18 protein-coding genes and 1 pseudogene are annotated in these 23,356 nt (G+C 39.1%); 8 read left to right on the top strand and 11 right to left on the bottom strand.

What is annotated here, in order from left to right; translation table 11 throughout:
* Positions 1–19 precede the first annotated feature (19 nt).
* The 4 genes from lysS to cdd all read left to right on the top strand — a co-directional run bounded on the left by lysS (position 20) and on the right by cdd (position 6,102).
* Complete coding sequence (gene lysS, locus ACZ5YP_RS07690) at positions 20–1,657, top strand: lysine--tRNA ligase (protein WP_464835159.1); 1,638 nt, start codon at positions 20–22, stop codon at positions 1,655–1,657.
* Positions 1,658–1,679: 22 nt separating this feature from the next.
* The gene (locus ACZ5YP_RS07695; protein ID WP_464835160.1) at positions 1,680–2,441 is read left to right on the top strand and encodes a polyprenol monophosphomannose synthase; all 762 of its coding nucleotides are present in this window, start codon (positions 1,680–1,682) and stop codon (positions 2,439–2,441) included.
* A gap of 65 nt (positions 2,442–2,506) precedes the next feature.
* On the top strand, positions 2,507–5,680 hold the full coding sequence (ileS, locus tag ACZ5YP_RS07700) for an isoleucine--tRNA ligase (RefSeq protein WP_464835161.1): 3,174 nt from the start codon (positions 2,507–2,509) through the stop codon (positions 5,678–5,680).
* 8 nt (positions 5,681–5,688) lie between these two features.
* A complete protein-coding gene (gene cdd / locus ACZ5YP_RS07705) occupies positions 5,689–6,102 on the top strand; it encodes a cytidine deaminase (protein WP_464835162.1) in 414 nt (137 codons plus the stop codon).
* Positions 6,103–6,112: 10 nt separating this feature from the next.
* On the opposite strand, the gene ACZ5YP_RS07710 is transcribed toward cdd, so the two are convergent.
* From ACZ5YP_RS07710 to ACZ5YP_RS07740, 7 genes are all read right to left on the bottom strand, one after another.
* Positions 6,113–8,479, bottom strand: coding sequence for a hypothetical protein (locus tag ACZ5YP_RS07710; RefSeq protein WP_464835163.1), 2,367 nt, complete (start codon positions 8,477–8,479; stop codon positions 6,113–6,115).
* 11 nt (positions 8,480–8,490) lie between these two features.
* The gene (locus tag ACZ5YP_RS07715) at positions 8,491–10,524 is read right to left on the bottom strand and encodes an ATP-binding protein (RefSeq protein ID WP_464835164.1); all 2,034 of its coding nucleotides are present in this window, start codon (positions 10,522–10,524) and stop codon (positions 8,491–8,493) included.
* Between the two features lie 38 nt (positions 10,525–10,562).
* Positions 10,563–11,912: a hypothetical protein gene (locus tag ACZ5YP_RS07720; RefSeq protein WP_464835165.1), complete on the bottom strand. Its 1,350-nt coding sequence runs from the start codon at positions 11,910–11,912 to the stop codon at positions 10,563–10,565.
* On the bottom strand, positions 11,909–13,186 hold the full coding sequence (locus ACZ5YP_RS07725; RefSeq protein ID WP_464835166.1) for a metallophosphoesterase family protein: 1,278 nt from the start codon (positions 13,184–13,186) through the stop codon (positions 11,909–11,911). Before ACZ5YP_RS07725 ends, ACZ5YP_RS07720 begins: the two co-directional genes overlap by 4 nt.
* A gap of 188 nt (positions 13,187–13,374) precedes the next feature.
* Positions 13,375–14,001, bottom strand: a complete 627-nt coding sequence (locus tag ACZ5YP_RS07730; RefSeq protein WP_464835167.1) for a mechanosensitive ion channel domain-containing protein — start codon at positions 13,999–14,001, stop codon at positions 13,375–13,377.
* An 81-nt stretch (positions 14,002–14,082) separates the two neighbouring features.
* Positions 14,083–14,706 (bottom strand): thioredoxin domain-containing protein, encoded by a 624-nt coding sequence (locus tag ACZ5YP_RS07735; RefSeq protein ID WP_464835168.1) that lies wholly within the window; start codon positions 14,704–14,706, stop codon positions 14,083–14,085.
* Positions 14,707–14,794: 88 nt separating this feature from the next.
* A complete protein-coding gene (locus ACZ5YP_RS07740; RefSeq protein WP_464835169.1) occupies positions 14,795–16,123 on the bottom strand; it encodes an MATE family efflux transporter in 1,329 nt (442 codons plus the stop codon).
* A gap of 171 nt (positions 16,124–16,294) precedes the next feature.
* Between ACZ5YP_RS07740 and ACZ5YP_RS07745 the strand changes: the two genes are divergently transcribed.
* Entirely contained in the window at positions 16,295–16,504 is a 210-nt protein-coding gene (locus ACZ5YP_RS07745) for a DUF3096 domain-containing protein (RefSeq protein ID WP_464835170.1), read from the top strand.
* Between the two features lie 209 nt (positions 16,505–16,713).
* A complete protein-coding gene (locus ACZ5YP_RS07750; RefSeq protein ID WP_464835171.1) occupies positions 16,714–17,289 on the top strand; it encodes a TIGR00266 family protein in 576 nt (191 codons plus the stop codon).
* 55 nt (positions 17,290–17,344) lie between these two features.
* On the opposite strand, the gene ACZ5YP_RS07755 is transcribed toward ACZ5YP_RS07750, so the two are convergent.
* The 3 genes from ACZ5YP_RS07755 to ACZ5YP_RS07765 are packed head-to-tail and all read right to left on the bottom strand — an operon-like array spanning position 17,345 to position 19,937.
* On the bottom strand, positions 17,345–17,578 hold the full coding sequence (locus tag ACZ5YP_RS07755; RefSeq protein ID WP_464835172.1) for a hypothetical protein: 234 nt from the start codon (positions 17,576–17,578) through the stop codon (positions 17,345–17,347).
* A 5-nt stretch (positions 17,579–17,583) separates the two neighbouring features.
* The gene (locus tag ACZ5YP_RS07760) at positions 17,584–19,422 is read right to left on the bottom strand and encodes an aldehyde ferredoxin oxidoreductase family protein (RefSeq protein WP_464835173.1); all 1,839 of its coding nucleotides are present in this window, start codon (positions 19,420–19,422) and stop codon (positions 17,584–17,586) included.
* Positions 19,422–19,937 carry a 4Fe-4S dicluster domain-containing protein gene (locus ACZ5YP_RS07765; RefSeq protein WP_464835174.1) on the bottom strand — a complete coding sequence of 172 codons (516 nt, stop codon included), beginning with the start codon at positions 19,935–19,937 and terminating at the stop codon, positions 19,422–19,424. Before ACZ5YP_RS07765 ends, ACZ5YP_RS07760 begins: the two co-directional genes overlap by 1 nt.
* 453 nt (positions 19,938–20,390) lie before the next feature.
* Here ACZ5YP_RS07765 and ACZ5YP_RS07770 point away from each other — a divergent pair.
* A pseudogene (locus tag ACZ5YP_RS07770) lies at positions 20,391–21,174 on the top strand (slipin family protein).
* 5 nt (positions 21,175–21,179) lie between these two features.
* Entirely contained in the window at positions 21,180–22,508 is a 1,329-nt protein-coding gene (locus tag ACZ5YP_RS07775; RefSeq protein ID WP_464835175.1) for an NfeD family protein, read from the top strand.
* A 1-nt stretch (position 22,509) separates the two neighbouring features.
* Here the strand turns inward: ACZ5YP_RS07775 and ACZ5YP_RS07780 are convergent, their stop codons facing one another.
* Positions 22,510–23,355: a spermine/spermidine synthase domain-containing protein gene (locus tag ACZ5YP_RS07780; RefSeq protein ID WP_464835176.1), complete on the bottom strand. Its 846-nt coding sequence runs from the start codon at positions 23,353–23,355 to the stop codon at positions 22,510–22,512.
* Position 23,356 lies beyond the last annotated feature (1 nt).

Consider the following 23,356-nt stretch of genomic DNA (forward strand, 5'->3'; position numbering starts at 1 on the left):
AAATAGCAGAGGTGCGCCAATGACAAGACACTGGATTGATGAACTCGCAGATGAATTATACGAAAAACTCAAAAAGAGAGGTAAAGAAGTATACGTATTTAACGGTGGATTATCGGTTTCAGGACTTCAACACGTTGGTAGATTGAGAGGAGAAATCATTATCGCTGAAACACTACGCAAACTACTCACAGCAAGAGGACTCAAAATAAAACAATACCTCACACTATACACACAAGACGCGTGGAAGGGCAAAGAAGCACAAGTACTAGCTTTCGGGGAAAAAACCGAGGGAGAAAAGTATAAGGGCTGGCCACTGATAAGAGTACCAGACCCGAAGAAATGCCATTCAAACTGGGTTGAACACTACTGGTCCGATTTCGGCCCATTCATAAAAGAGTTTACCGATGGTGAAATAGAAGTAGTAACTACAACAGAAATGTATAGAGGTAAATTCAAAGAATTCGTCAAGTTAACTATTGAGAAAAAAGACGATGTCAGAAAAATCGTCAATAAATACAGGGGTAGAAAGCCATACCCTGAAAACTGGATACCCTTTGAGCCAGTATGCGAGAAGTGTGGTAGAATAGATACAACCGAGACGATAAGAGTAGTAGATGAAGAACACGTTGAATACATGTGTGAACACTGTGGACATAGAGGCATAACCACCATCGACAATGGAAAACTAATGTGGAGAATCGAGTGGGTTGGAGTATGGTGGGTTCTAGGAGTAGACTTCGAGCCATTTGGCAAGGATCACGCAATGCCAGGTGGAAGTAGAGATAGCTGTGTAGACCTCGCAGTAAACGTCTATAAATTAACGCCTCCAGAAGGCCTCCCCTACGAATGGGTTGAATTGAGAACACCAGATGGAAGAGTAATGGATATGGGTAGTAGCGACTTCCTGGGCTTCTCGCCTCGTGAATGGCTTGAAGTAGCCCATCCACACATATTTAGATTTATAGTATTAAAGACACCGCCAATGAAGAAAATCACTGTTGGGCTTCACGAAGTACCGCAATACTACAACCAGTACTTCAGAGCAGAGCGGATCTATTATGGACTGGAAAAAGCACTAAACGAGGAAGAACAAGTATTATTGTCTAGAAGCTACGAGTTAAGCTATCCACGTGGAACACCTCCAAAAGAACCACCCGAACAAGTACCATACCTACACCTAGCTATACTAGCACAAATAATTCCAAGAGAGAAGTGGTTTGAAGAGGCAATAACCAGGTTAAAAGCGAGTAGACACCTACCCGAAAACCCAACAGAATACGGTGTTCAAAGAATACTAGAAACAATTCCCAAAGCATACAACTGGGTATTAAAACATGGAACACCAGACATAAAGTTTAAATTAAACACTATTGAAGAAGCAATGAAATATGCTAGTGAAGTACCAGTTGAAGTAGCCAGTCTACTGAGAGAAATATATGAAAACCTATCTTCTCTACCAGAGTGGAGTGAAGAAGCAATTAAAAACGCCTTAATGACTGTTACATCAAAACTCTCAAAAGAAGAAGTAAAGAAGCTATACGAGTACTTCTACCTGGTCTTCGTTGGCAAGCCAAGTGGTCCAAGAGCAGCACCACTACTATCACTACTTGGAAGAGAGAAAACCCTCACCTACCTATCATTAATTCCAGGAAAATAGTTTTTAATCGAGGTTTTACTCCATGGTGAAGGTATCAGTAATCCTCCCCACATACAATGAGAGGGAAAACATAGATAAAATTATTTGGAAACTAGGAGCTATACTGAGCGAAGCTGGATACGATTATGAAATAATAGTAGTAGACGACAACTCCCCGGATGGAACAGCTCATGTAGCAGAAGCACTCAGCAAGACCTACCCAGTTAAAGTAGTAAAGAGGCCAGGTAGGCTGGGGTTGACTTCAGCTATATATGATGGTTTTAAAACTGCTAGTGGAGAATACCTAGTGGTAATGGACGCCGACTTTCAACATCCTCCAGAACTAGTTCCAGAACTCCTCGCAAAATTAAAAGAATGTGATTTAGTAGTAGCTTCTAGATACGTAAAAGGCGGTAAAATAGAAAATTGGAGTTTAACTAGAGAAATCATATCTAAAGGTGCAATATTGGGAGCAAGACTCCTCATTCCAGAGTGTAGAAGAGTAAAAGATCCTGTCAGCGGTTTTTTTGCTCTTCGTAGAGAAATAATTGAGAAGTGGAAGCCTATTGAACCAAGAGGTTATAAAGCACTCGTTGAAATAATAGCCTCTACAAAACCCAGGAGAATATGTGAAGTACCATTTACATTTAGAGGTAGAGAGAGGGGTACTTCTAAACTAGGTTCTAAACAAATATTCTCGTATGCAAAACTACTTGTAAAACTCGGATTTAAATACTTTCTAGTATATAGTATAGTAGTGATCATTGTATTACTAGCAATAATATACTTTATACTCTTTAGCTAGTATAGTATAATAAGCCTATGCTTTTTATTTTAATTCTAGTTTAGCTCTAGGAGTAGGGTGTGATCTTGAACACTGACTGGAAGCTGACTGGTAACTACGACCCGCATAGAGTAGAAGACGCAGTTAAAAAATACTGGGAGGAGGCACATATATATAAATTAGTCAAGAAGAAAGCCGAGAGTAGCCCCAGACTATTCAACTTCATTGACGGCCCACCCTATCCATCAGGTGATATTCCACATATTGGAACAGCATGGAATAAATCACTCAAAGACGCTGTTCTACGATATAAGAGAATGAAGGGCTTTAATGTAAACGATACACCTGGATACGATTGTCATGGATTACCAATAGAAGTCAAAGTAGAGCAGAAACTAGGTGTAAAAGTAAAAAAGGAAATAGAAGAGAAAATCGGAGTTGACAAATTCATCGAGGAATGCAAGAGATTTGCACTAAACAATCTAACAGCTATGACAAAGTGGTTCAAGGAACTAGGAGTATTCATGGACTGGGACAACCCATACCTTACATTCAAAAACGAGTATATCGAGGCAGAATGGTGGCTTGTAAAAAAGGCCGATGAGAAAGGTCTTTTAGAGTCGGAGTATCGTGTTGTATACTGGTGTCCTCGATGCTCAACTACTCTTGCAGAATACGAAGTAGAGTATAAGGAATTATCTGATCCAAGCATATACGTTAAATTCCCAGTGAGAGAAGAAGAAAACACATACCTAGTAATCTGGACTACAACTCCGTGGACTCTACCAGCAAACGTATTTGTAATGGCCCATCCCGACGAATACTATGTAAAAATCAAAGTAGGCAGTGATTACTGGATTCTAGCCGAGAAGAGACTAGAAGCCTTTACAAAGGAAGTAGGAATTTCAGAGTACACGGTTGTAGAGAGATTGAAGGGCTCGGATCTCACAAAGTATACTTATATCCATCCACTCACAGATTTAATACCACTACAAGAAAAAGTAAGCAAATATCACCGAGTAATAACAACGAGTGAATACGTATCAATGAACGAGGGTACAGGGCTCGTCCACGCTGCACCCGGCCATGGATTTGAAGACTACGATGTAGCATTAAAGAATAACCTGGTAGAAACAGTTGTTTCACCAGTAGATGATGAAGGCAGGTTTACAGAAGAAGCTGGTGTATACAAGGGGTTATACGTTAGAGAAGCAAACAAGTATATAATTAAAGACCTAGAGGAGCGAGGTGCATTAATACACTCTTCAAGTATTACACACAGATACCCCGTTTGCTGGAGGTGTAAAACACCAGTTATACTACGAGCTACCAGGCAATGGATAATAAAAGTTTCAAAAATCAAAGATGAATTAAAGAAAGAAGCTTCCAAAGTCAACTGGATTCCAGAATGGGCTCTTACAAGACTCATGAATATACTAGATAACATACAAGACTGGGTTATCTCGAGACAGAGGTATTGGGGTACACCTCTACCAATATGGCTGTGTCCCAATGGACACAGAGTAGTTGTTGGAAGCATAGAAGAACTATACAAGTATTCCGGAGTAATACCAGTAGATTTACATAGACCATGGATAGACAATATTACATTTAAATGCCCTGTCTGCGGTCTGGAAATGCGCCGTGTACCAGATGTAGCAGATGTGTGGATGGATAGTGGTGTGTCTTTCTACGCCTCTATAGGACACCCAGAAAAGAAGGGTGGTTTTACTCCAACAGACTTCATAGTAGAAGGACACGACCAGATCAGAGGGTGGTTCTTCTCACTACTCAGATCAGGAGTACTAGCATTTGGTTCAACCCCCTATAAAACAGTATTAGTTCACGGATTTATGCTAGACGAGCAAGGTAGAGAAATGCATAAAAGTCTAGGTAACTACGTTGGAACAGATGAAGCAATAAGTAGAATTGGAAGAGACCCACTTAGATTCTGGCTACTAGGAAACACTATATGGGAGGATGTAAAGTTTTCATGGAGGGAGCTAGAAGAAGCTAGAAGAGACCTCTCAATACTCTGGAATATCTCAGTATTCGCTAAGACATACATGGATCTAGATGCATACAATCCACGATTAGACCCCTTAAAGAAATACAGAGATCAATTGAAAATAGAAGACAAGTGGATATTGAGTAGAGTAAACAACCTAGTTAGAAAAGTAGATGAAGCAATGGAGAAATACGATATTCCAACAGCGACGAGAATGATAAGAGAGTTTATAATTGAAGACCTAAGCCACTGGTACATCAGGCTAATAAGACCCAGAGTATGGATCGAGGAAAACACTCCAGAGAAAATAACAGCTTATGCAACACTATTCTACATACTAGATAGAATACTGAGACTACTAGCACCAATAACGCCATTTATAACAGAATACATTTACCAAGCACTACTTAGAAACTACTATGGAGTTGAATCAATACACCTCCTCGACTACCCAAGTGTAGAAAGAGAATACATTGATGAAAAACTAGAAGAATACATGGAGATCGCCAGAGACATCTTTAAAGCAGCTTCAAGTGCAAGAATGAAAGCCGGCCTCAAACTAAGACAGCCAGTTAGAAGACTAATAGTCTACACTGACAACCCCGAGGTAAAAGAAGCTATTAGTAAACTCGTAGATGTATTAAAATTCTCTTGTAACGCTAAATACATTGAGGTATTAGAAGCCCGTGAACTAGCAGAAATCACAAAGTACAATGTAAAACCAAAATACAAGGTATTGGGACCCAAATACAAGTCTATAGTTAAAAAACTAGTAGTATACATTGAGGAGAACTCTGACACTATTGCACGAGACATTATGAGTAAAGGCGAATACAAGACAGTAATTGACGGTGTAGAAGTAGTATTAGTAAACGAAGACGTTGAAATCACTCCTTATTATGTAGAGGGCTTCCTCGTAGAAGACTTCAAATATGGTGTTGTAGCACTAGATACAAGGTTAACAATAGAAGAACAAGCAGAGGGACTAGCTAGAGATATAATTAGACGAGTACAAGTTATGAGGAAGAAACTAGATCTCCCGCTAACAGAAAAAATAAAAACCGTGATAGTTACACCACAAGACAAACAAGAACTAATACTATTAAAGAAAGAATACATAGCAAATGAAACACGATCAGTAGAACTACTAGTTACAAGTAGTAGAGATGAAATCAAAGACTTCGATGGACTAGTTGAAGAATGGGATATAGACGACGAAATATACATTATTGGAATTAAACAAGTAGAATAGGGATAAGAATGCAGGAGTTAAATAAAGAAACACTTTTTAAACTAGTTGAAGAAGCATCAAAAGTATTAAAGAATAGTTATGCACCATATAGTAACATTCATGTTGCATCAGCAGTACTAACAGATACAGGTAGAGTGTATCTGGGAGTAAACGTTGAAAACGCTAGTTATGGATTAACAATATGCGCTGAGAGAACAGCTATTACGGCAATGATTACTGGTGGAGACCGTAAACCCATAACAGTCGCGGTGGTTACAGATCTCGAGGAACCCATACCACCCTGTGGAGCATGTAGACAAGTAATAGCTGAATTCAACCCTGAGGCAACAATAATAATGTATAGTGTGAAAACAGGGAAATACGTTGTTAAAAACCTCAGAGAACTCCTACCAAACCCGTTTCAATTGGAAAAACAACTCTGAAAACTAGTTTTTAAAAGGGTAGTGTAGTAGGCTTTATAAAACCACTCAACAATGCTTTTTCAACGAATTCCCTATAAGCCTGACTTGTATGAGTGCACTCTCCATCTCTGTATTCAATAATTGTTTTGTGTTCTATTGGGTCAAGTGAGAGTTTTAATCTACAATCTCCTGCATCTATTAATTCTCTGTCGTGTGTAACAACGAGTACTTGTCCATTTCTTCCACTAGCTTCTTTCAAAACACTTCTCAATCTATTTACGATTTCCCTACTAAAACCAGTTGTTGGCTCGTCTAGTATTAATACAGCTCTTCTAAGTGATTGAGAATACGTTCTGACAATCATGTTCAATGCGAGTCTATATGCGAGGCTGACGGCAATACTCTGTCCTCCACTTAGCGATGAAACACTGTATGTTGTACCGCCAATCCTTATTTTTGGTTGAACTCCAAAATCATCTGTTACTACTACTTCAACTGGCTGGTCTCCAACGAGTTTCGAGAGGAAGTTGTAGAAGTATGTTCTAAACTCGTCTACAAGTATTTTCATAACTGTTTTCTCGACGTCGTCTACAATACTCTGAATTGCTTCGAGTTTTCCTTTTAACTCCTCGTATTTCTTCTTTTCTCTTTCTAGTTCTTGGATTTCACGGTTAATTCTCTCGATTTCATTTATTTCTTTCTCAATGTTTTTAATAGCTTGCTCCACGCTTCCTATTTCTCTATCTATATCTCTGAGTTTTGAATACAATTGTTTAATTGTGGATTCTAGGTTGACCCGTTCTTCTTCATACTTCTTGATTTGTTCTTCGAGGCTGTGTATTTCTTCCTCGACCTGCTTAATATTTATTTTTAATAGTTCTTCGAGGATTCGGTTTCTCTGTTTTAATAGTAGGTCTATACGCGTCTGTTTGCTTGTTAGTATTCTGGCTTCTTCGTCTATTCTACTTATTTCTCTCATTATGTTTTGTCTTTCACGTACAACTTGTTCTCTCTCTCCTAGTAGTTTTCTTGCTTCTTCTTTAACAATCAATAGAGTGCTTTGTATTTCTCTTATTTGCTTCTCCATTTCTTCTATTTCGTTGTTTATACTCTCTATATTTCTCTCTATTTCTTCTAGGAGTTTTCTTCCATGTTCATGTGGAATTCTCTGTCCACAAACAGGACATATACCCTCTTCGATCAACTTGTTTACTCGGTTTCTCTCGTTTAAGAGTTTATCTCTTTCTTTCTTCTTTGCATTTACTCCTTCTTCAATTTTTGTTTTTCTAACTAGGATTTCAGATAATTGATTGTTTTTCTCTTCTATTTTCTTTACTATTTCCTCTTCTTTTTTCTCTACTTCGAGTAGTTTATTGTTCAACTCTTTCTTTTTCTCTTCTAGTTGCTGTAGTCTGGTGTTTAACTGGTTGATTAATTCTTCGAGGCTGGCTTGTGTTTCATACTCGTTTAGTAGTAGTTGGAGTTCTTTCTCGGTTTTTACTAGTTCGCTGTTTTTCTCTTCGTACGTCTTCTTCACAGTTGATAACTCGTTTTTCCTTTTCTCGACTAGTCTTATTTGATTGATTACTTCTTCGCGCTTCTTCTCTATTGTTTTTAATCCTTGTTCTATTCTATCTCTTTCTCTCTTCAATTCGTCGAGGACTTTTTGTTTTTCTTCTCTATCTCTCAATAACTGTTCTTTGTTTCTACCTCGTAGTATTCTACGCATGCTTTCAAGTTCTCTCTCTAATCCCTGTATTTTTTCTCTTCTGAGTTTATCGAGGAGTGTACTGGTATTTGTTTTAAATAACTTGTATTTATCTAGTCCAAGCGCCCTCTCTATTATCTCTATTCTCCTGTCTTTATCTAGTGTTAGTACTTCTTGGACGTTGAATTGCGGTATATAGATTGCCGTAGTGAAAACTAGTGGTGTAGCACGCGCTTTCTTTTTCTCTCTTATTCCAAGAATGCTCAGTATGTAGTCATCTAGTTCACTACGAGATGTAAATAGCTTCTTGCCGACTGGTTTAACCACATCGTTTTCAATTACAGCTTCTTCTACCACGCCAACAGTAGCATCGTAGCTATTGCCCTTCTTTTCTATTCTCCTCTCAATAATGTATAGTTTATCTCTACCTATTTGAACTAGGAGTTTTACACGCCCCCAGCTACTATCAACTCTTAAAAGATCTGCTCCTTTAGGCTGTTTATAAGCGTCGAAAACACCACTTGAACCGGTTCCACTGAGACCAAGTAGTGCGAATTCAATTGCCATTAGTAAACTAGTTTTTCCACTGCCTATTTCACCGTGTATTACTGTAATTCCTCTTGGCGGGAAAACTACTACTGTTTTCTTGTAGCTTCTAATGTTTTCTAAGTATACTCCCAGTATTTTCACGTAGACGCCCTCTACTCTTCTCCGTCTTCTATGAGTTCTCTTGGAACTTTAAAACCTCTATTTTCATTTTCAACTTTCTCGTAGACTTGTTTTACGAGGTCAAACCATCCCGGTATATATGCTGGAATCGGTTCTTTTATCGGGAGGTCTGGCGAGTAGATAAAGCATTCTCTATCACCCAGGTATGGAAGTGTTTCTACTGGTATCCCTATATCGTTGAAGAAAGCTAGGTCAGAACTACTCCTCGTCCTCAATACTACTAGAGTGTTAAAGTTTGCTAGTAGCTGCTTCTCGATCATTGTAGCTAGTTGTGTTATTGCAACCAGGCCAATTCTAAACTTTCTACCCTCTCTTGCAACCCTAGCGAATGGATTAAACGGAGAATTAACTCTCTCGGGACTTAGATATAGTGGTGCTTCTTCTGATACAATAGCTACAACTGGTTTACTCTGTGATTCTTCTACTCCACTACTAAGTCTCTTTTCAAACAGTCTACGAGTCACAGTTAGTGAAACCAGATCTGCTTGTGCCGGGGGCAGTTGCGATACATCTAGTATTACAATATCGCCACGGTCAACACTATCAACTATTTCAGATAATTCAATACCGTCTTCTACCTCTAGACTAATTGTTTTCTCTTGGCATATACCCCTCCATGGATATTTTGCTTGTGATGGACTACCATGAGTTTGCTCAATTGCCCCTATAATAGCTTCGAGTAGACATGCTAACTGCTCGGGGTTTTTGAGTGTTGGAGATACCTTGATCACGCTCATTGAATCATCAAGTACAACTATTCGTCTTCCATTAACAGTTTTCAGCCTAGTGGTCCAGTTCATTACATTCAATACTAGTCTTCTAAGCATTCTAGCGGTTTTAGCATCTACACCCCTATCAAGTAGGAGTTTGTGTAGTCCAGACTTCTTATCTCTTGGTAATCCAACACCCTCGTATTTTACCAAGTTCTCTACGAGGAGGGGTATTAAGGCAAGCATGTTTCCAGTTGCTTCCTCGGCATTCTCTCCTGTAATTAACTCGTCGATATTTTCTATTTTTACTTGTTCTTTCTTTGTTATCTGGCCGTGTTTATTCTCTACTGGTTCTTCTAATGCCTTTAGTAATTCAATTATAGTGTTTATGAATTCCTCGGCTACTCCTACTTTATCTCCTACTTCTTCGAGAGCTGCGAAGTCGGCGAATGATATACTTCTAGCTGCTATTGCTCCCTGGTATGTGTCGAGTAGTCCGGGGATGTTTGCTGAATTGGTACTCCTTAGTGTTTTAATAGTGAATTTATATGAGCGGATCGTTGAGCTGTTAAGTAATGGATTAGTTTTAACAGCGTCTACTAAGAGGCCAGAGAACTCGTTTTTAACGTATCCCTCGGGTGGCATGTACTCGCCGTGTCTATCTATTACTAGCCAGCCAATTCTACTATTTGATTCCAATGCATACTTTATCAGCCACCCCTTTAAACCAGTTGTCTTACCAGAACCAGTCTGTCCAGTTATCAAAACATGTTTAGCTAGCATTCTATCCAAGTCTACTTTGAAGACGGCATTTATAAAGTGTCTTTCTTGCTCGTCAGATCTACTGTGTGCTATACCAGACCTTAAAACGAATAATCCAACGGGGTTTTTGCTATCTGGTCTAGCACTGTACTTACTGATATATCCAATTATATCTTCCGAGTATCTATCTCCACTTTTCACTAGGTATACTGGTAGCCCTATTTTAGGTGGTCGTGAGGCCTTTGTAACTTCTACTTCTCCATTACTAATGTATTTTATTTCTAGAAAGAGCCTTGCCTTAGCATATGAACTAGACTCTAGTAATGTTGATAACGAGGTAGGAGCTAGTTTTGATATGTGGCTAGGGCCTGAACCACTCATTCCAACTACTTCCATTACAATAGTCCTCTTTGACCCATCTGGGCCGACAATGTGTGTATATAGTAGATCTCCAAATGAGGGATAATACTCTTTACTAATAGCTACGACTACCTTCTCGTTTTCCCATCCAGCTACAGAGCCTATTTCACTCAATCAAACCCCCTCGATAAAGCTACTTGTTTAAAAACCGTTTAAAACTGGTATCCAAGACGCATTTTTCTAGTCAATCCAAACAGCTGTTCTAGTGGATGCCCCTCTCTGCCTATTTCTTCACGGATTACTTCTACTATCATGTCTTCTATCATGTGTGCTATTTGTGTATCAATACGTACTTTTTCATCTATTTCCATGAATCCGTATGGTGGAAGGCCCCGTATTCTACTCCGATAAGCCATTATTTCACCAATATCTACTTTAACTCTACTGCTGACTTCTTCGGCTGCATCTCCATTAGCTGTTATTTTATTTTGTTTTGAATTGTATTCAATAACTGGTTTTCTAGTATATGCTTCAAGGAATAGTATAGTATCACCATCCGTTGTCAATGGAAATCTTGTTATCCATAAATCTCTACTTGGAGACGCGTTTCTATTGAATAATAAAATGGTTTCTTTGAGAAGAGATTTGCTATATCTAGGTTTAACTTCTCTATTTATTACTTCAACTGCTTTTTCAACCGATTCTCTTGTTGGATAGCCAAATAATCCCAGCTGACTGTCACCGTACCCTCTAAATAAACTATAAGCTCTCGCCAATGCTGTTAATTTAGGTCTCTTTATTAATCCATAAACCCTCCTCTCTAGTTCACTTTGAATACTATCGCTTGTATACAAGCCATCTAAAACAATAGATAATACGTCGAGTATGTCGAATCCAAGTATTTTAATATTGCTTTTAATTGTAAACCACCTTGAAAGCGCTCCATCAACTACTAGTATAGAGTCCCCGGTGATTTTCAGTGTGGCTAGTCCATAAGCTATTTCTAGCAGTCCCTCTAAATACTCCATTGCATCCGAGAATAAATCATATAGTTTTCTAAGGCTTTTTTCACCGGCAACAACTTCAAGCCTCTGGTTTACGTGATTTGTTAAACGAGTTGATATGCGTTCAGCTCTTTCACTCGTAAACAACAGGTTTGAATCTGTGAGTGGAATTATTCTAATTGTAAACCATGGTTTTCCATCTTTCTCGCCCCATCTACCATACATGAAGACTATCTCGGGGAAGTCGTATTCTCCTAGTTGACCCGTATATTTGAGTTCTTTCCCTGGAGTTCTAACCACGCTTCCAAAACACACCGTGAAGAAATGTAGCACGCTTGTTTTAACACTGTGGAAGCCGGCATCTACAAATATAATGTTTTTTGATTGTTCAATTAAAGGTATAGGAGAGATACTATAGTATTCTCTAAATACTTTTTCTCTCAATTCAACAAGACTTGATTCATGTGCTTTCATGTAGTCTTCATGCATGGCTTTAACGAGTTTTCTAATTTTCTCTTTCAGCTTCCAGGATGCCTCGTCTAAACCAAGATAGCTCATTCACTACCACCTAGGAGTTCACGTATCAAGTCTTGAATGTGTTTTTCAGAGAGTTGTCCCAGGTCTTTGCCGAGGTAGTTTATAACCCACTGTATCTTCTCGGCTGGAATATTGATTTTTTTCTTGGATACATACTCCTGTATTACTTTGAATTCGATTTCATCGATAGAGAAATCCTGTGATCCTTCTACGTCGACTCTAATATTGTCCTCAAGTGTTTTCTCAATGTTTTTCAATCCTATTCTAATGTAGACTTTTTTCTCTTTTACTTCTCTATTTAACTCATGGTTTAATTTTGCAATGTCTTGACTTGTGAGTTTATCGCTTTCTACATCTACAAGTAGAATTGTGTATTTACCTAGTTCAATATCTAGGAGCTGTTGTTTAATCTGGTTTCTGAGTTCTTCAATTGATTTAGAATATGTTGAGTAGTAGTGTACTATAGGGGTGTTTTCTAGTTTAATGGCTTTAATTACGGGTATGTCGCTTGATAAATCAGCCATTAATACTCTCCTATATGCTTTCTTCTTGAGCAACTCGTATGTTTCTCGGAAATCATTTACATCTATTCCTATTGGTGCACCAGGATATGCTGCTTTAGATTTGAATTCTTCTTCTTGTGGTATTGGTAGGTGTAGGTGTCCTAGTGCTATATACTTTGTATTTTCAGGTGTTCTCCTGAGGAAGTCGTCGTATTCTAGGTATAGTGAACCATATCTCCAAGAATACCTTGATGGATCGTATCCATAGAATTTTGTTTGAATATGTGCTAAAACCACTACAATGTAATCCCTATACTTAGATGCTTCATTGAATTTTGTAGTACCCTGTTTAAAGTATTCGACCTCCTTGTTACTACTACCTCTGAAGCCGGGTACTCCGTAAAAGACTATTTTATCGTCTTCAAAGACTAGTGGATGGAGTATTAACCAGTTCATTGCTTCATCAAAGCGTGTTAAATGTATTAATCCAACGCTGGCGAGTAGGTCTAGTACTCCACTACCTCCTCTTGCAATGTCGTGGTTGCCATGTGAAACAACAACTCTAACTCCTTTCTCTCTGAGCTCTCTGAGTATTCTCGCTGTTTTAATTAATATATCATAGTGTACACTGTCGTCGTCAAAGAAGTCTCCTGGTATAACTAGGTATTTAGAGTCCTGGTTTAATATTATGTTTTTTATTTCATTTAATACCTCGTAGTAGGCTTCTTCGAGTACTGTATTGTGTAGATTGCTTGGTACGAGGTGTAAGTCACTAGTGTGTATTATAATCAATATCTAACCCCCAACCACCTAGTTATAAGGATATACTAGTTATAAAGTGGTATATGTTGAATAGATTAGTTCGGTTAAGGCTGATTCTATCATTAAACTCATTTCCGCCTGGGTTCATCATCACATAATAATTCTAGTAAAGAGGATTTAATAGGTTTAAAAATGCGAGAAGTAGATGCTGAAAAAAGCTATTCTTTACTCCTCTCTCTAATAACTATTTTTGCACCAACAATCATATTACTTGGTATTAATACCTCTGTACCATCTTTTCTCTGCACTATTGTGAACATTGTTGAAATATCTTTTACTCTTACTTCGCTTTCACCAGCAATGTCAACCAAGTCTCCGATTTTGAATGGTCTTGCCAGTAAAATGAATAATCCTGCCACTGCTTGTCCAAGTACTTGCTGAGTGGCGAAGCCTACAACTAAACCTATAAATCCACCTAGCGCTACTCCAGCTGCGCCGCCAGCTACTCCACCAGCAATACCTGCTAGTAGAGCGCCGAGACCAAGTATTTTAACCATGCTTCTAACAGCGGCTGCTGTTGAAGCACCGTATTTTGGTTTTAGCATCGCGTAGAATACTCCTGCAACAGCGTTTACGATCATCCAACCCAGTGCGAGAGTTATTATTATAACTACATATGCCTCGTAATCTCTCAGTATTAATAATCCCTCGAGTTTTGTAGCTTCTACTATTAAATCCAATCCCTGAGTGAAAAACCAGTGTACTACACCCAGTATTATTGCCAGTATTATGGCATATACTATTACTCTGCCAAGAGCTGCACCGATAGAGTCCTGCCCACTCATTTCCCCCACTCTGCAATTATACATTTATATAGGGCCTTGGTTTAAAAATCTTATAGACTAAAACCACGTTGATGTATATTACTAAAGGGCTCTAGATAGAAAGAAGTATATTATCACACCGACTACTACAACACCTATTAAGCCAACTGCTAGAATCCAGGAGTTGTCTTGTTGCTTGTTTGACTCAAGGTGTATAATGTAGCTATCTACTAGTACAGTGTGGTTTACTGAGCCAACTGGTAGCTCGTATTTTTTCTCTATTCCATAGTATATTGATATATTTTCACTTGGCTCACTACAGGATAGAGTGTTCCAGAAATCAGTTATTTTTACTGCACCAATAACAATACCCAATATGTACTTGCCACTACTATTTGTTCTTACTACGAGTGTTATCGGCACGCCTATTTGATTAAGAGACATATTGGCTTTTTCTACTAATTCTTTTTCAGCAAATTCTAGAAACACTTTGTAGCATTCTTGTGATTGGTCTATTGGACAGAAATAGTAGTTGTCTGGGAAGAATTGCTGGAAGAATGATTTTAGAGACTGACAATGAGGGCAAGTGGTTCTGCCATACATATAGAATTCCACGCCACTAGTACAAGCACTGCAATAGGCTGATTGCATTGTTAAAGCTATGTATGAAGCTAATCCAATAATAGACAATAATAGTAGAATACTTGCTGAATCCTTCCACTTCACCTGAAACACCTCTTTTCTACCATATCACTCTAAAACTATGGATTTACTGGTTATTTTATAGATTTACTGAAGAATAATTAAAAACAACCTAGATAACTCTACGAGTAATTTTTTCAAAATAGAACTTGTATATAGTGATCAGTGCAAAGCCCCTAGTATATACGTCTAGAAACATTGCCAGCCATGGTCCATGCGGGCCAATGCTAGGTGCGAGTAGTAGTGATAGTGTAATTCTCACTAAGATTAGTGAAGCTATATTAACAATCATTGGTATGCGGGTGTTTCCGCCACCCCGTAGAGCACCACTTGTAATCATTGCTAGTCCCAAACCCAGCTCGCTGAACCCAGCGTATAAGAGGTATATAGAAGCTAGTTTTCTAACTTCTTCGTTTGGAGAAAATGGCGCGGCAATATAGTATCCAGCTACACCGATAATAAATCCAAGTATAGTCATCACTAGAGTGCCTAGTAGAATAATGTTTAAACCTGTTTTCTTCGCGTCTTCGATACTACCACTACCTATTTTCCTACCAACCATTGATGCAGCAGTCATCGAAAACGCGAAGCCAGGCATGTAGATCAAGCTCTCTATTCTAAGACCAATATTGTGTGCAGCCATAACTGTACTACCAAGTCTCGCTACAACGCCAGCATATACGTTGTTTCCAAGCGAGAAAACAAGTCTCTCGCTCAGCGCTGGTAAACCCAACTCCAGTGTTTTCTTTAAATACCCGTTTCGAGGGCTGAGTAGGGGGACCAAGCCTATTTTACTAAGATAATACAGTTGAATTGGAAAAGTAGTTGCATTAGATACTACAGTAGCTAATGCTGCACCAACAACTCCTAGTTTTGGGAGGCCGAATAGTCCATAGATCAAGAGAGGGTCTAATACAATATTTAACAACAATCCAATAGTGTTTGCAATCATAGAGTATACTGTTCTACCAGAAGCAATAATCATTGAATCCATAAACATTGTAGATAGTAGAACGGGGAAGCCGAGAACCCTCACACCAAGGTAAGCAACAGCATATTCAAAAGTAATTCCTCTAACACCAGACTGTACAATTACGAGTAGTGGTGAATAGTAATAGAATAGTATGGACAAGCCAAGTATAAACAATAATCCATAAAACAATGCCTCACCAGTAGCTCTACGAGCCTCGATGTATCTACCTGCACCAACACCCTGAGAAGTATACACTATAGCCGGAGTAGTAAACAAAGCAGTAAAAGCCTGTATAAACATCAAGAGATACATTGATATCCCAACAGCGGCAACAGCCTCCTCTCCCAAACCACTAACAAAATACGTATCTGTGAGAGAATAGAGACTAGAAACAAGCTCTACTACTACAAGTGGAAGACTAGTCTTTAAAACACCAGTAAATTCTCTGTTTAATACAGACTTCTTCATACTACTGCTCCCTTGATAAGTCTCCGACACCAGTTTAACAAACTATATATGTAGATATAAATAATTCAAAAACCTGTGACCAGATCATGTTTTGAAAGCTAAGGACATGTAAAAATATATATGTAAAAACATAATATATTTATTTTGATAGACTGTTTGAAGGTTGAGAATGTGGAGAAGCGAGTAGACGAACTAATCAAAAAGTATTTAGGTATAAGTGTACCAAGAATACTCATTGGTATCATAATGTTGATCTTTGGTATACTAATCTTTGTAAAGCCAGATCTACTAGCGATATTAATAGCCATTTATCTTATAATAAACGGAATACTAGTATTAATTGACGAAGCAATGAAGAGTAGAGCTATACGTAAAAGCTAATGTAAAAACAATCTCCCCTCTTTCTCTTTTTTAACAATTATTTCTATTTGTATCATGTTTAAAGCAGTGAATATTAAATTACTATGTATTGATTGAGAGGTGAATCTATACATGGAGTGGAAAGTTGAATATAGACCAGCATATTCAATTTTAAAATCAAGTTGAATACTGGAGAACGTGTCTATGCCGAGCCAGGCGCCATGGTCTATATGAGTAGTGGAATTCAAGTTGAGACTAGAGCTCAGGGTGGATTAATTAAGAGCCTATTACGTACAGCACTTGCTGGGGAGAGCTTCTTTATAAATACGTATTATGCTAGAGAACAAGGCGAAGTATGGTTTGCACCCTCTCTACCGGGTGATATTAGCTACGTAGAGTTAAAAGGCGATAGAGGACTAGTAATCCAGGATACCAGCTATATTGCACACCATGGAGATACTGACTTAACAACAGCGTGGCGTGGACTAAAAGGATTGATAGCAGAGGGAGAGCTCGTATGGCTTAAAGCAGAGGGTAGGGGTGGTGTTTGGATTTCGAGCTATGGTGCCATAGAAGAGGTCGAATTAAAACCAGGGGAGAGAGTACTAGTCGACAACTTCCACTTTGTTGCAATGGATGATGGATTGAAATGGGAGATTAGAAAGTTCGGAGGATTAAAATCGTTTCTATTTGGTGGAGAGGGATTTGTAATTGAAGTAGAAGGGCCTGGTAGACTATATATTCAGACGAGGTCTCTCTCGCCACTCATAGAAATAATAGCGAAGTATCTTGGTAGAGGAAAGTAGAGATTAATTGTTTAACTAATAGGGAGTTTGTGTAAACTGGTTTTAATTATAGAAGTCAGCCTCCTCTAACCAGTCTAACCACAGTTATCTCTTTTTCTCCACATAATACTTCGTTTAATCCAAGTATTCTACCGCCTTCTACTGCTACAATGTGTTCTAAGTCGACTCTTCCACACTCCTCCATGTATTTATCTAGAGCATAGGCTATGCTAATACAGTTGCTGGATTCAATACATAGTGTACACTCCGACCCAGCGAGCTTCAGGCAAATCCTTGTTTTAGACTGCATACTCTTTATCCTTGTACTAGTTGCTTCAGTAGGTTTTTGAATTCTCCTAGTCCGAGTTTATCCATTGTCTCTTCTCTGGGAACTCCTTTTTCATCCCAGCCTAATTCAGCATAGTACTTTGCTTTTAATTCTAGTACTTTGCTTTTATCTGTTGCTCTTCCCTTGTAGGGGCCCGTGGGTAGTGGTTCGTAGAATCTTGGTGGGTTGTCATCGTGTTCTAGTGGATTCCAGGTTACATCTGGGCCTCCGAGTAGTAATAGTATTCTCTGGAGTGTTAGTATTCGTCTACCCGTATTGTATAAGTCGTCTAATGTGTAGTTCCAACCGGTTACAGCGTTTAGGTATTCCAAGATGAAGCTGTCTCCTAGATCATTAAACATGCATACTACTGCACTATCCATTATTGCAGCCCACGCCTCCGACTCTGTTGACTTTACTGGTAATCCGGCTACACTAGTGTGGTCTCCTCCCTGTACCGAGCAGGCATAGGCTATTGGTTGTGGATAGTCTAGTCCACTCCTTATTCCATGGGCACCAATAGCTATACCCTTGACTTGAACAGTGTATTTTAGTAGATCAGTGTTTTTCATCCTGGATAATTCTAGTGCGGCCCGGTATACTCCCTCCGCTAGTATTCCACCAATACCTCTTCTATACGCTATATCATACAAGAGCTTCTCAATGGCTTCTACATCGCCCCATTTTAACTCGTATCCCACGTCTTCTCTAGTCAACAAGCCCTTCTCGTATAATTCAATAGCGAATCCAACAACGTTTCCAGTCTGAATACCACACAATCCCAGATCGTCGGCAAGGGCGGAGAGTCTCACTGCGTCTTCAGGTTTAAAGACACCTAGATTCGCACCGAGATAAGCCGCCATTTCATAGTCTGGCCCGTCAGTTACATATTTGTTTCCATGTGCTATAGCCCTACTGAGTTTCATACATGCTGTTGGACATCCATAGTCAGCCCATGGATTCTTAACCCATGTCCTGGATTCAAAGCCTCCAGGAGAAAACTCTTTGTTGTCATGGTATTCCTCCCGCCAGTTCTTTACTGGTATACTACTAGTGTGGTATCCATGATACCATGTACCAGAAACAGTACCCCACTGTCTAAACCTGGCGAGTCTCTCAACTAGCATTTTAATTGCTTGTCGCCTCAACTCCATGTACTTCTCTAGATTATACACTCTTGGTAGGGGGTTGTTCCCCTTGACTAGTATAGCCTTTAACCTCTTACTACCCATTACAGCACCGTATCCTCCATATCCAGAAGCATGTACTAGCTTGGCCATTACAACGGCTGTTCTAACCAGGTTTTCACCGGCCGGCCCTATGTACAAGTGTCCTGGTGGCCTGTCGAGTCCGTGTTCCCGCCTAGCTATCTCGGCTAGTCTCTCTAGTAGTTCTCTACCGCGGAGACCCCATAATTCCCCGGCGTCCCTTATTTCTACTCTATTGTCTTCAATGTAGAGGTATACTGGTTTCTCGCTTGCTCCTTTAACGACTATTGCGTCGTATCCAGCTGCTTTCAACTCTACTGCTAGCTCACTAGAGATAGCTGAGCCTACCACGCCGTTTGTCTGTGGTGATTTACCAGATACTACTAGTTTTATCCCGGGGTAGTATCCTGTGAGTGGACCTGTAGCAATGATCAACGGGTTTTCGGGTGACACTGGGCTTAGAGACCTCCATTTCTCACCGTATTCTCTCACTAGAATATATGTTGCTAGTCCACGTCCACCCATAAACAACCTGTATATTTTCTCGTCTACTTCTACAACACGGTGTCTACTTGTAGATAGGTCTACTTCGAGTATTCTACCATGCAACCCGTTCACTACCTACCACCTAGAACAATTCTCTCATAGATCTCTCTAGACTTGGAATAGGGGTCTACCAGGAAGGTTTTCTCCACTCCACCCTCTGGTTTAGACACTATTTTCAAAGCATAGTATCCAACACTCTCACATGTCTTCACGCACTCCGGCTCTCCTCCACATAGATCACATATTTGTATACTCCTTAATCCAGGGACTACTCTAGGGATGTTGACTGGGCAGGCCTGGACACATGTTCCACAAAGTGTACATTTATCTTCGTAGACTATTACCGCACCGGTTTTCTCGTCTACACCTAGTGCACTAAATGGACATGAGTTTACACAGGGATAGTCATGGCATTGAATACATACGAGTGGAATTGGTGCTCCAGGATACGGCTCGAACACCTGTATTCTAGAAGCCGAGGGCCAGATTAAACCATGGTGTTTTAGACTACACGCTACTTCACATAGTCTACAACCAGTACACTTTAAAGGATCAATGAGAATCCAAATCCTATGCTTCTCACTCATACAGACCACAATACCACAATATTCCTATTTAAATTAAATATTTTTAACAATGAGAGTATTTAGAGGAGAGCGAAGAAAAAGCAATTCAAAATCAAAATATATACTAGTTTTTCTACTCGTTGCGGCAAAGAATTGACTCTGCGAGTTGCCTGCTTTCCCAGTAGACATAGTAAATAATTATAGTTACACCAGTAGATATCATTAATAGGGTTAGGCATTAATGCACAAATACTATCCAAGAAAGCCCGGTTCAACTAGATATCTTCAACTCTATTTTTACAAACAAATAACATCTAACTATTTAGATACAAGATACACTCTACAATCAAAACTCTCATTGTTTACATGTTGAGTTTAGACTCGTTATCTTGATAGAAAAAGAGTTGATTTCTTTATGGTTTCGTAAAGTATATATTGTTTTATTCCAATACATTACTTAGAGGTGGAAAGGTTTTGTTTGAATTTATTTTAACTCTAGTCTTTATACTACTAATTGTTATACCACTTCTAGCTAATGCTATTAAAATAGTTAGAGAATACGAGCGGGTAGTAGTATTTAGACTTGGAAGGCTGAGGGGGGCTATTGGACCAGGCCTTGTCCTCGTTATTCCATTTGTAGACACTGTTCAAAGAGTTGATTTAAGAGTTGTCACTATTGATGTTCCAAGACAAGAAATACTTACAAAAGACAATGTTAGTGTAACTGTTGACGCGGTTGTCTATTATAGAGTTATTGACCCAGTAGCAGCTGTAACAAGGGTTTCCAACTACCACTATGCTGTTAGTCTACTAGCGCAAACCGTTCTCAGAGATGTACTTGGACAATCAGAACTAGACGATCTACTACAGAGGAGAGAGGAGTTGAATAAGAAGATCTCGGGAATACTAGACGAGATGACACTGCCATGGGGTGTGAAAATAGTAGCTGTAACTATTAAGACAGTCGAGCTACCCGAGGAGATGAAGAGAGCAATGGCTAAACAAGCAGAAGCAGAGCGCTGGAGGAGAGCTAGAATTATCGAGGCTGAAGGAGAGAAGCAAGCTTCAGCCATACTAGCAGAAGCGGCTGATGCTATACGAAGAACACCCAATTGCACTTAGACTCCGTGAACTACAAACACTAATCGAGATTGCACGCGAGAAATCACTAGTAGTAGTAACAGAAACCGGTACTGAATCGCTGGGTAAGTTAATTGCTGCTCACAAAGCCCTCAGAGAACAAGAAAAGAAGGGTTAGTATTCATGTCTAGCCCTGTAAAAACCATTATTTTATTTTTACTCGTCTTATCCTCCATCCTACTCGTAACTACTAGTTCAGAGAGTAGCCTGGTATACACTATTGAAAAAGCCATTGTAGTAGATATCTATCCACCATGGGACACTATAGATAATGGAGTAGCAGAGTGTATTGTAGAAGCAGTTAGATACGCTGAAGAAAACAACATTGTTTTAATAATGAGAGTTAATTCTTATGGCGGATACCTAGACTCGGCTTTCAGTATTGGAGATGCTATATACTACTCTAAAACACCGGTAGTAGCATATATTGAAAACAAAGCTCTAAGTGCTGGTACACTAATAATACTACCGGCAGACTATATTGGCTTAAAGACGGGTTCAATAATTGGTGCAATGAAACCAGTGATCATAGACCCTGTAACAGGACAAGTCACATTTGTAAATGAATCGAAGATACTAGAGCCAATAATTGGCAAGGCAAAAGTCTACGCTGAGAAAAGAAATAGAAATCTATCACTAGTAAACGAATTCATAGTTAATGCAAAAGTGGTTTCTTCTAGGGAAGCGGTTGAATGGGGTGTTGGCGACGTCGAGGTATCAGATTTTGATGAATTCCTCTCTGTGTTGAATGGGTTGAAAATTGAGAGGGGCGGGGTAGTCTACGAGTTGAGAATTAAGAGTGTTGAAGGATACTCTTGTAGTGTAAGGTCTAGGTTTATATCTATCTTGTCAAATACCTATTTAGCCAATATCCTCCTCACGATAGGTGTACTAGCAAGTATTTTCGCACTAGTCTCTGGTAAAATAGTTGTTTTACCACTAGCAATAGCATTTATACTACTTGGATTAATGGCTACCGGTATAAACCCCAATTTAATCTCTCTATTCTTTATTCTAGTAGGAGGTGTTTTACTAGCAGTAGAGCTCTTTGTAATACCAGGGTTTGGAATAGTTGGAATTACTGGTATAATTCTACTACTACTTGGTTTTGCACTACTACCAATGTATACACCGACTGGTATAGCTCCAAGTGAAAGCTATGTATTAATGCTTAGAGTATTTATTATTGGAGTATCAGTGGTGTTTGGAGGCTTTTTCGGTATTGTATTATTCAAGGTGGTACAAGTGAAGAGGAAGAAGCCGTTATCATATACTCCTATTGGCAAGAAAGGTGTAGCCACTGATCCAATGGGTCCTGGCATCATAGGCTATGTAAAAATAGAGGGAGAGTATTGGAGAGCAGTGTCGAGTGAATACATATCACCCGGCGAAGAAGTAGTAGTTGTAGAAATGAGAGAAGACGGAGTTTTAGTAGTCCTCAAGAAAAAATAGTTTATGGGTATATAACGCCTAGTTTTAACAATCCCTCTACTACACGGGCTTTTACAAATCTTGTTGTAACTCCTCTTTTCTCTAGGATTTCATCCATTGATTTAACAGTCTCCCATAGATTGTAGACTTCTGATCCCACAATGAAGTTCACGTTTAACCCGAAACTCGGCATCCAGAACCAGTATTCCGCGGTGTTCTTAAAGTTTTTCTTTACGCTCTCTAATACATAATTGTATTCATTGAGGTAGAAGTAGCTACTTCCAGCTTGTGTTACTACTACACCGTTTGGTTTTAATACTCTCTTTACTTCGCTTAGGAATTCTGGACTGTATAGTGGTTTAGCTATGTCTGCAGCGTACGGGTCTGTTAAATCCATTATTACTACGTCGAATTGGTTGCTTGGTGATTCTTTTACGTATTTCAATCCATCCATAATTACTACTTTTACACGTGGGTCGTTGAAGCTACCCTTGTGTAGTGGTTCAAGGTATTTCTTTGAGAATTCTACTACAACAGGGTCTATGTCGACTAATACAGCTTCGCGTACCGTGTTGTGTTTTAATACTTCTCTAAGAGCACAGCCGTCTCCACCTCCAAGTATTAATACTCTCTCTGGGTTGGGATGCATAGTCATAGCTGGGTGTACTAGTAGTTCGTGGTAGAAATACTCGTCTCTCTCGGATACTTGGATGTAGTTATCTAGTAGTAATGATTTACCAAAACCCTCAATTTCAGCAAATACGGCTTCTTGATATGGTGTTTTCTCTAAGGCTATTATCTTTTTAACTCTAAAGATTAACTTCATGTGTTTACCTGCTGGTTCTACTATTATAAGTCCTTCCTCCATG

The organism is Sulfophobococcus zilligii (genome assembly GCF_055398255.1).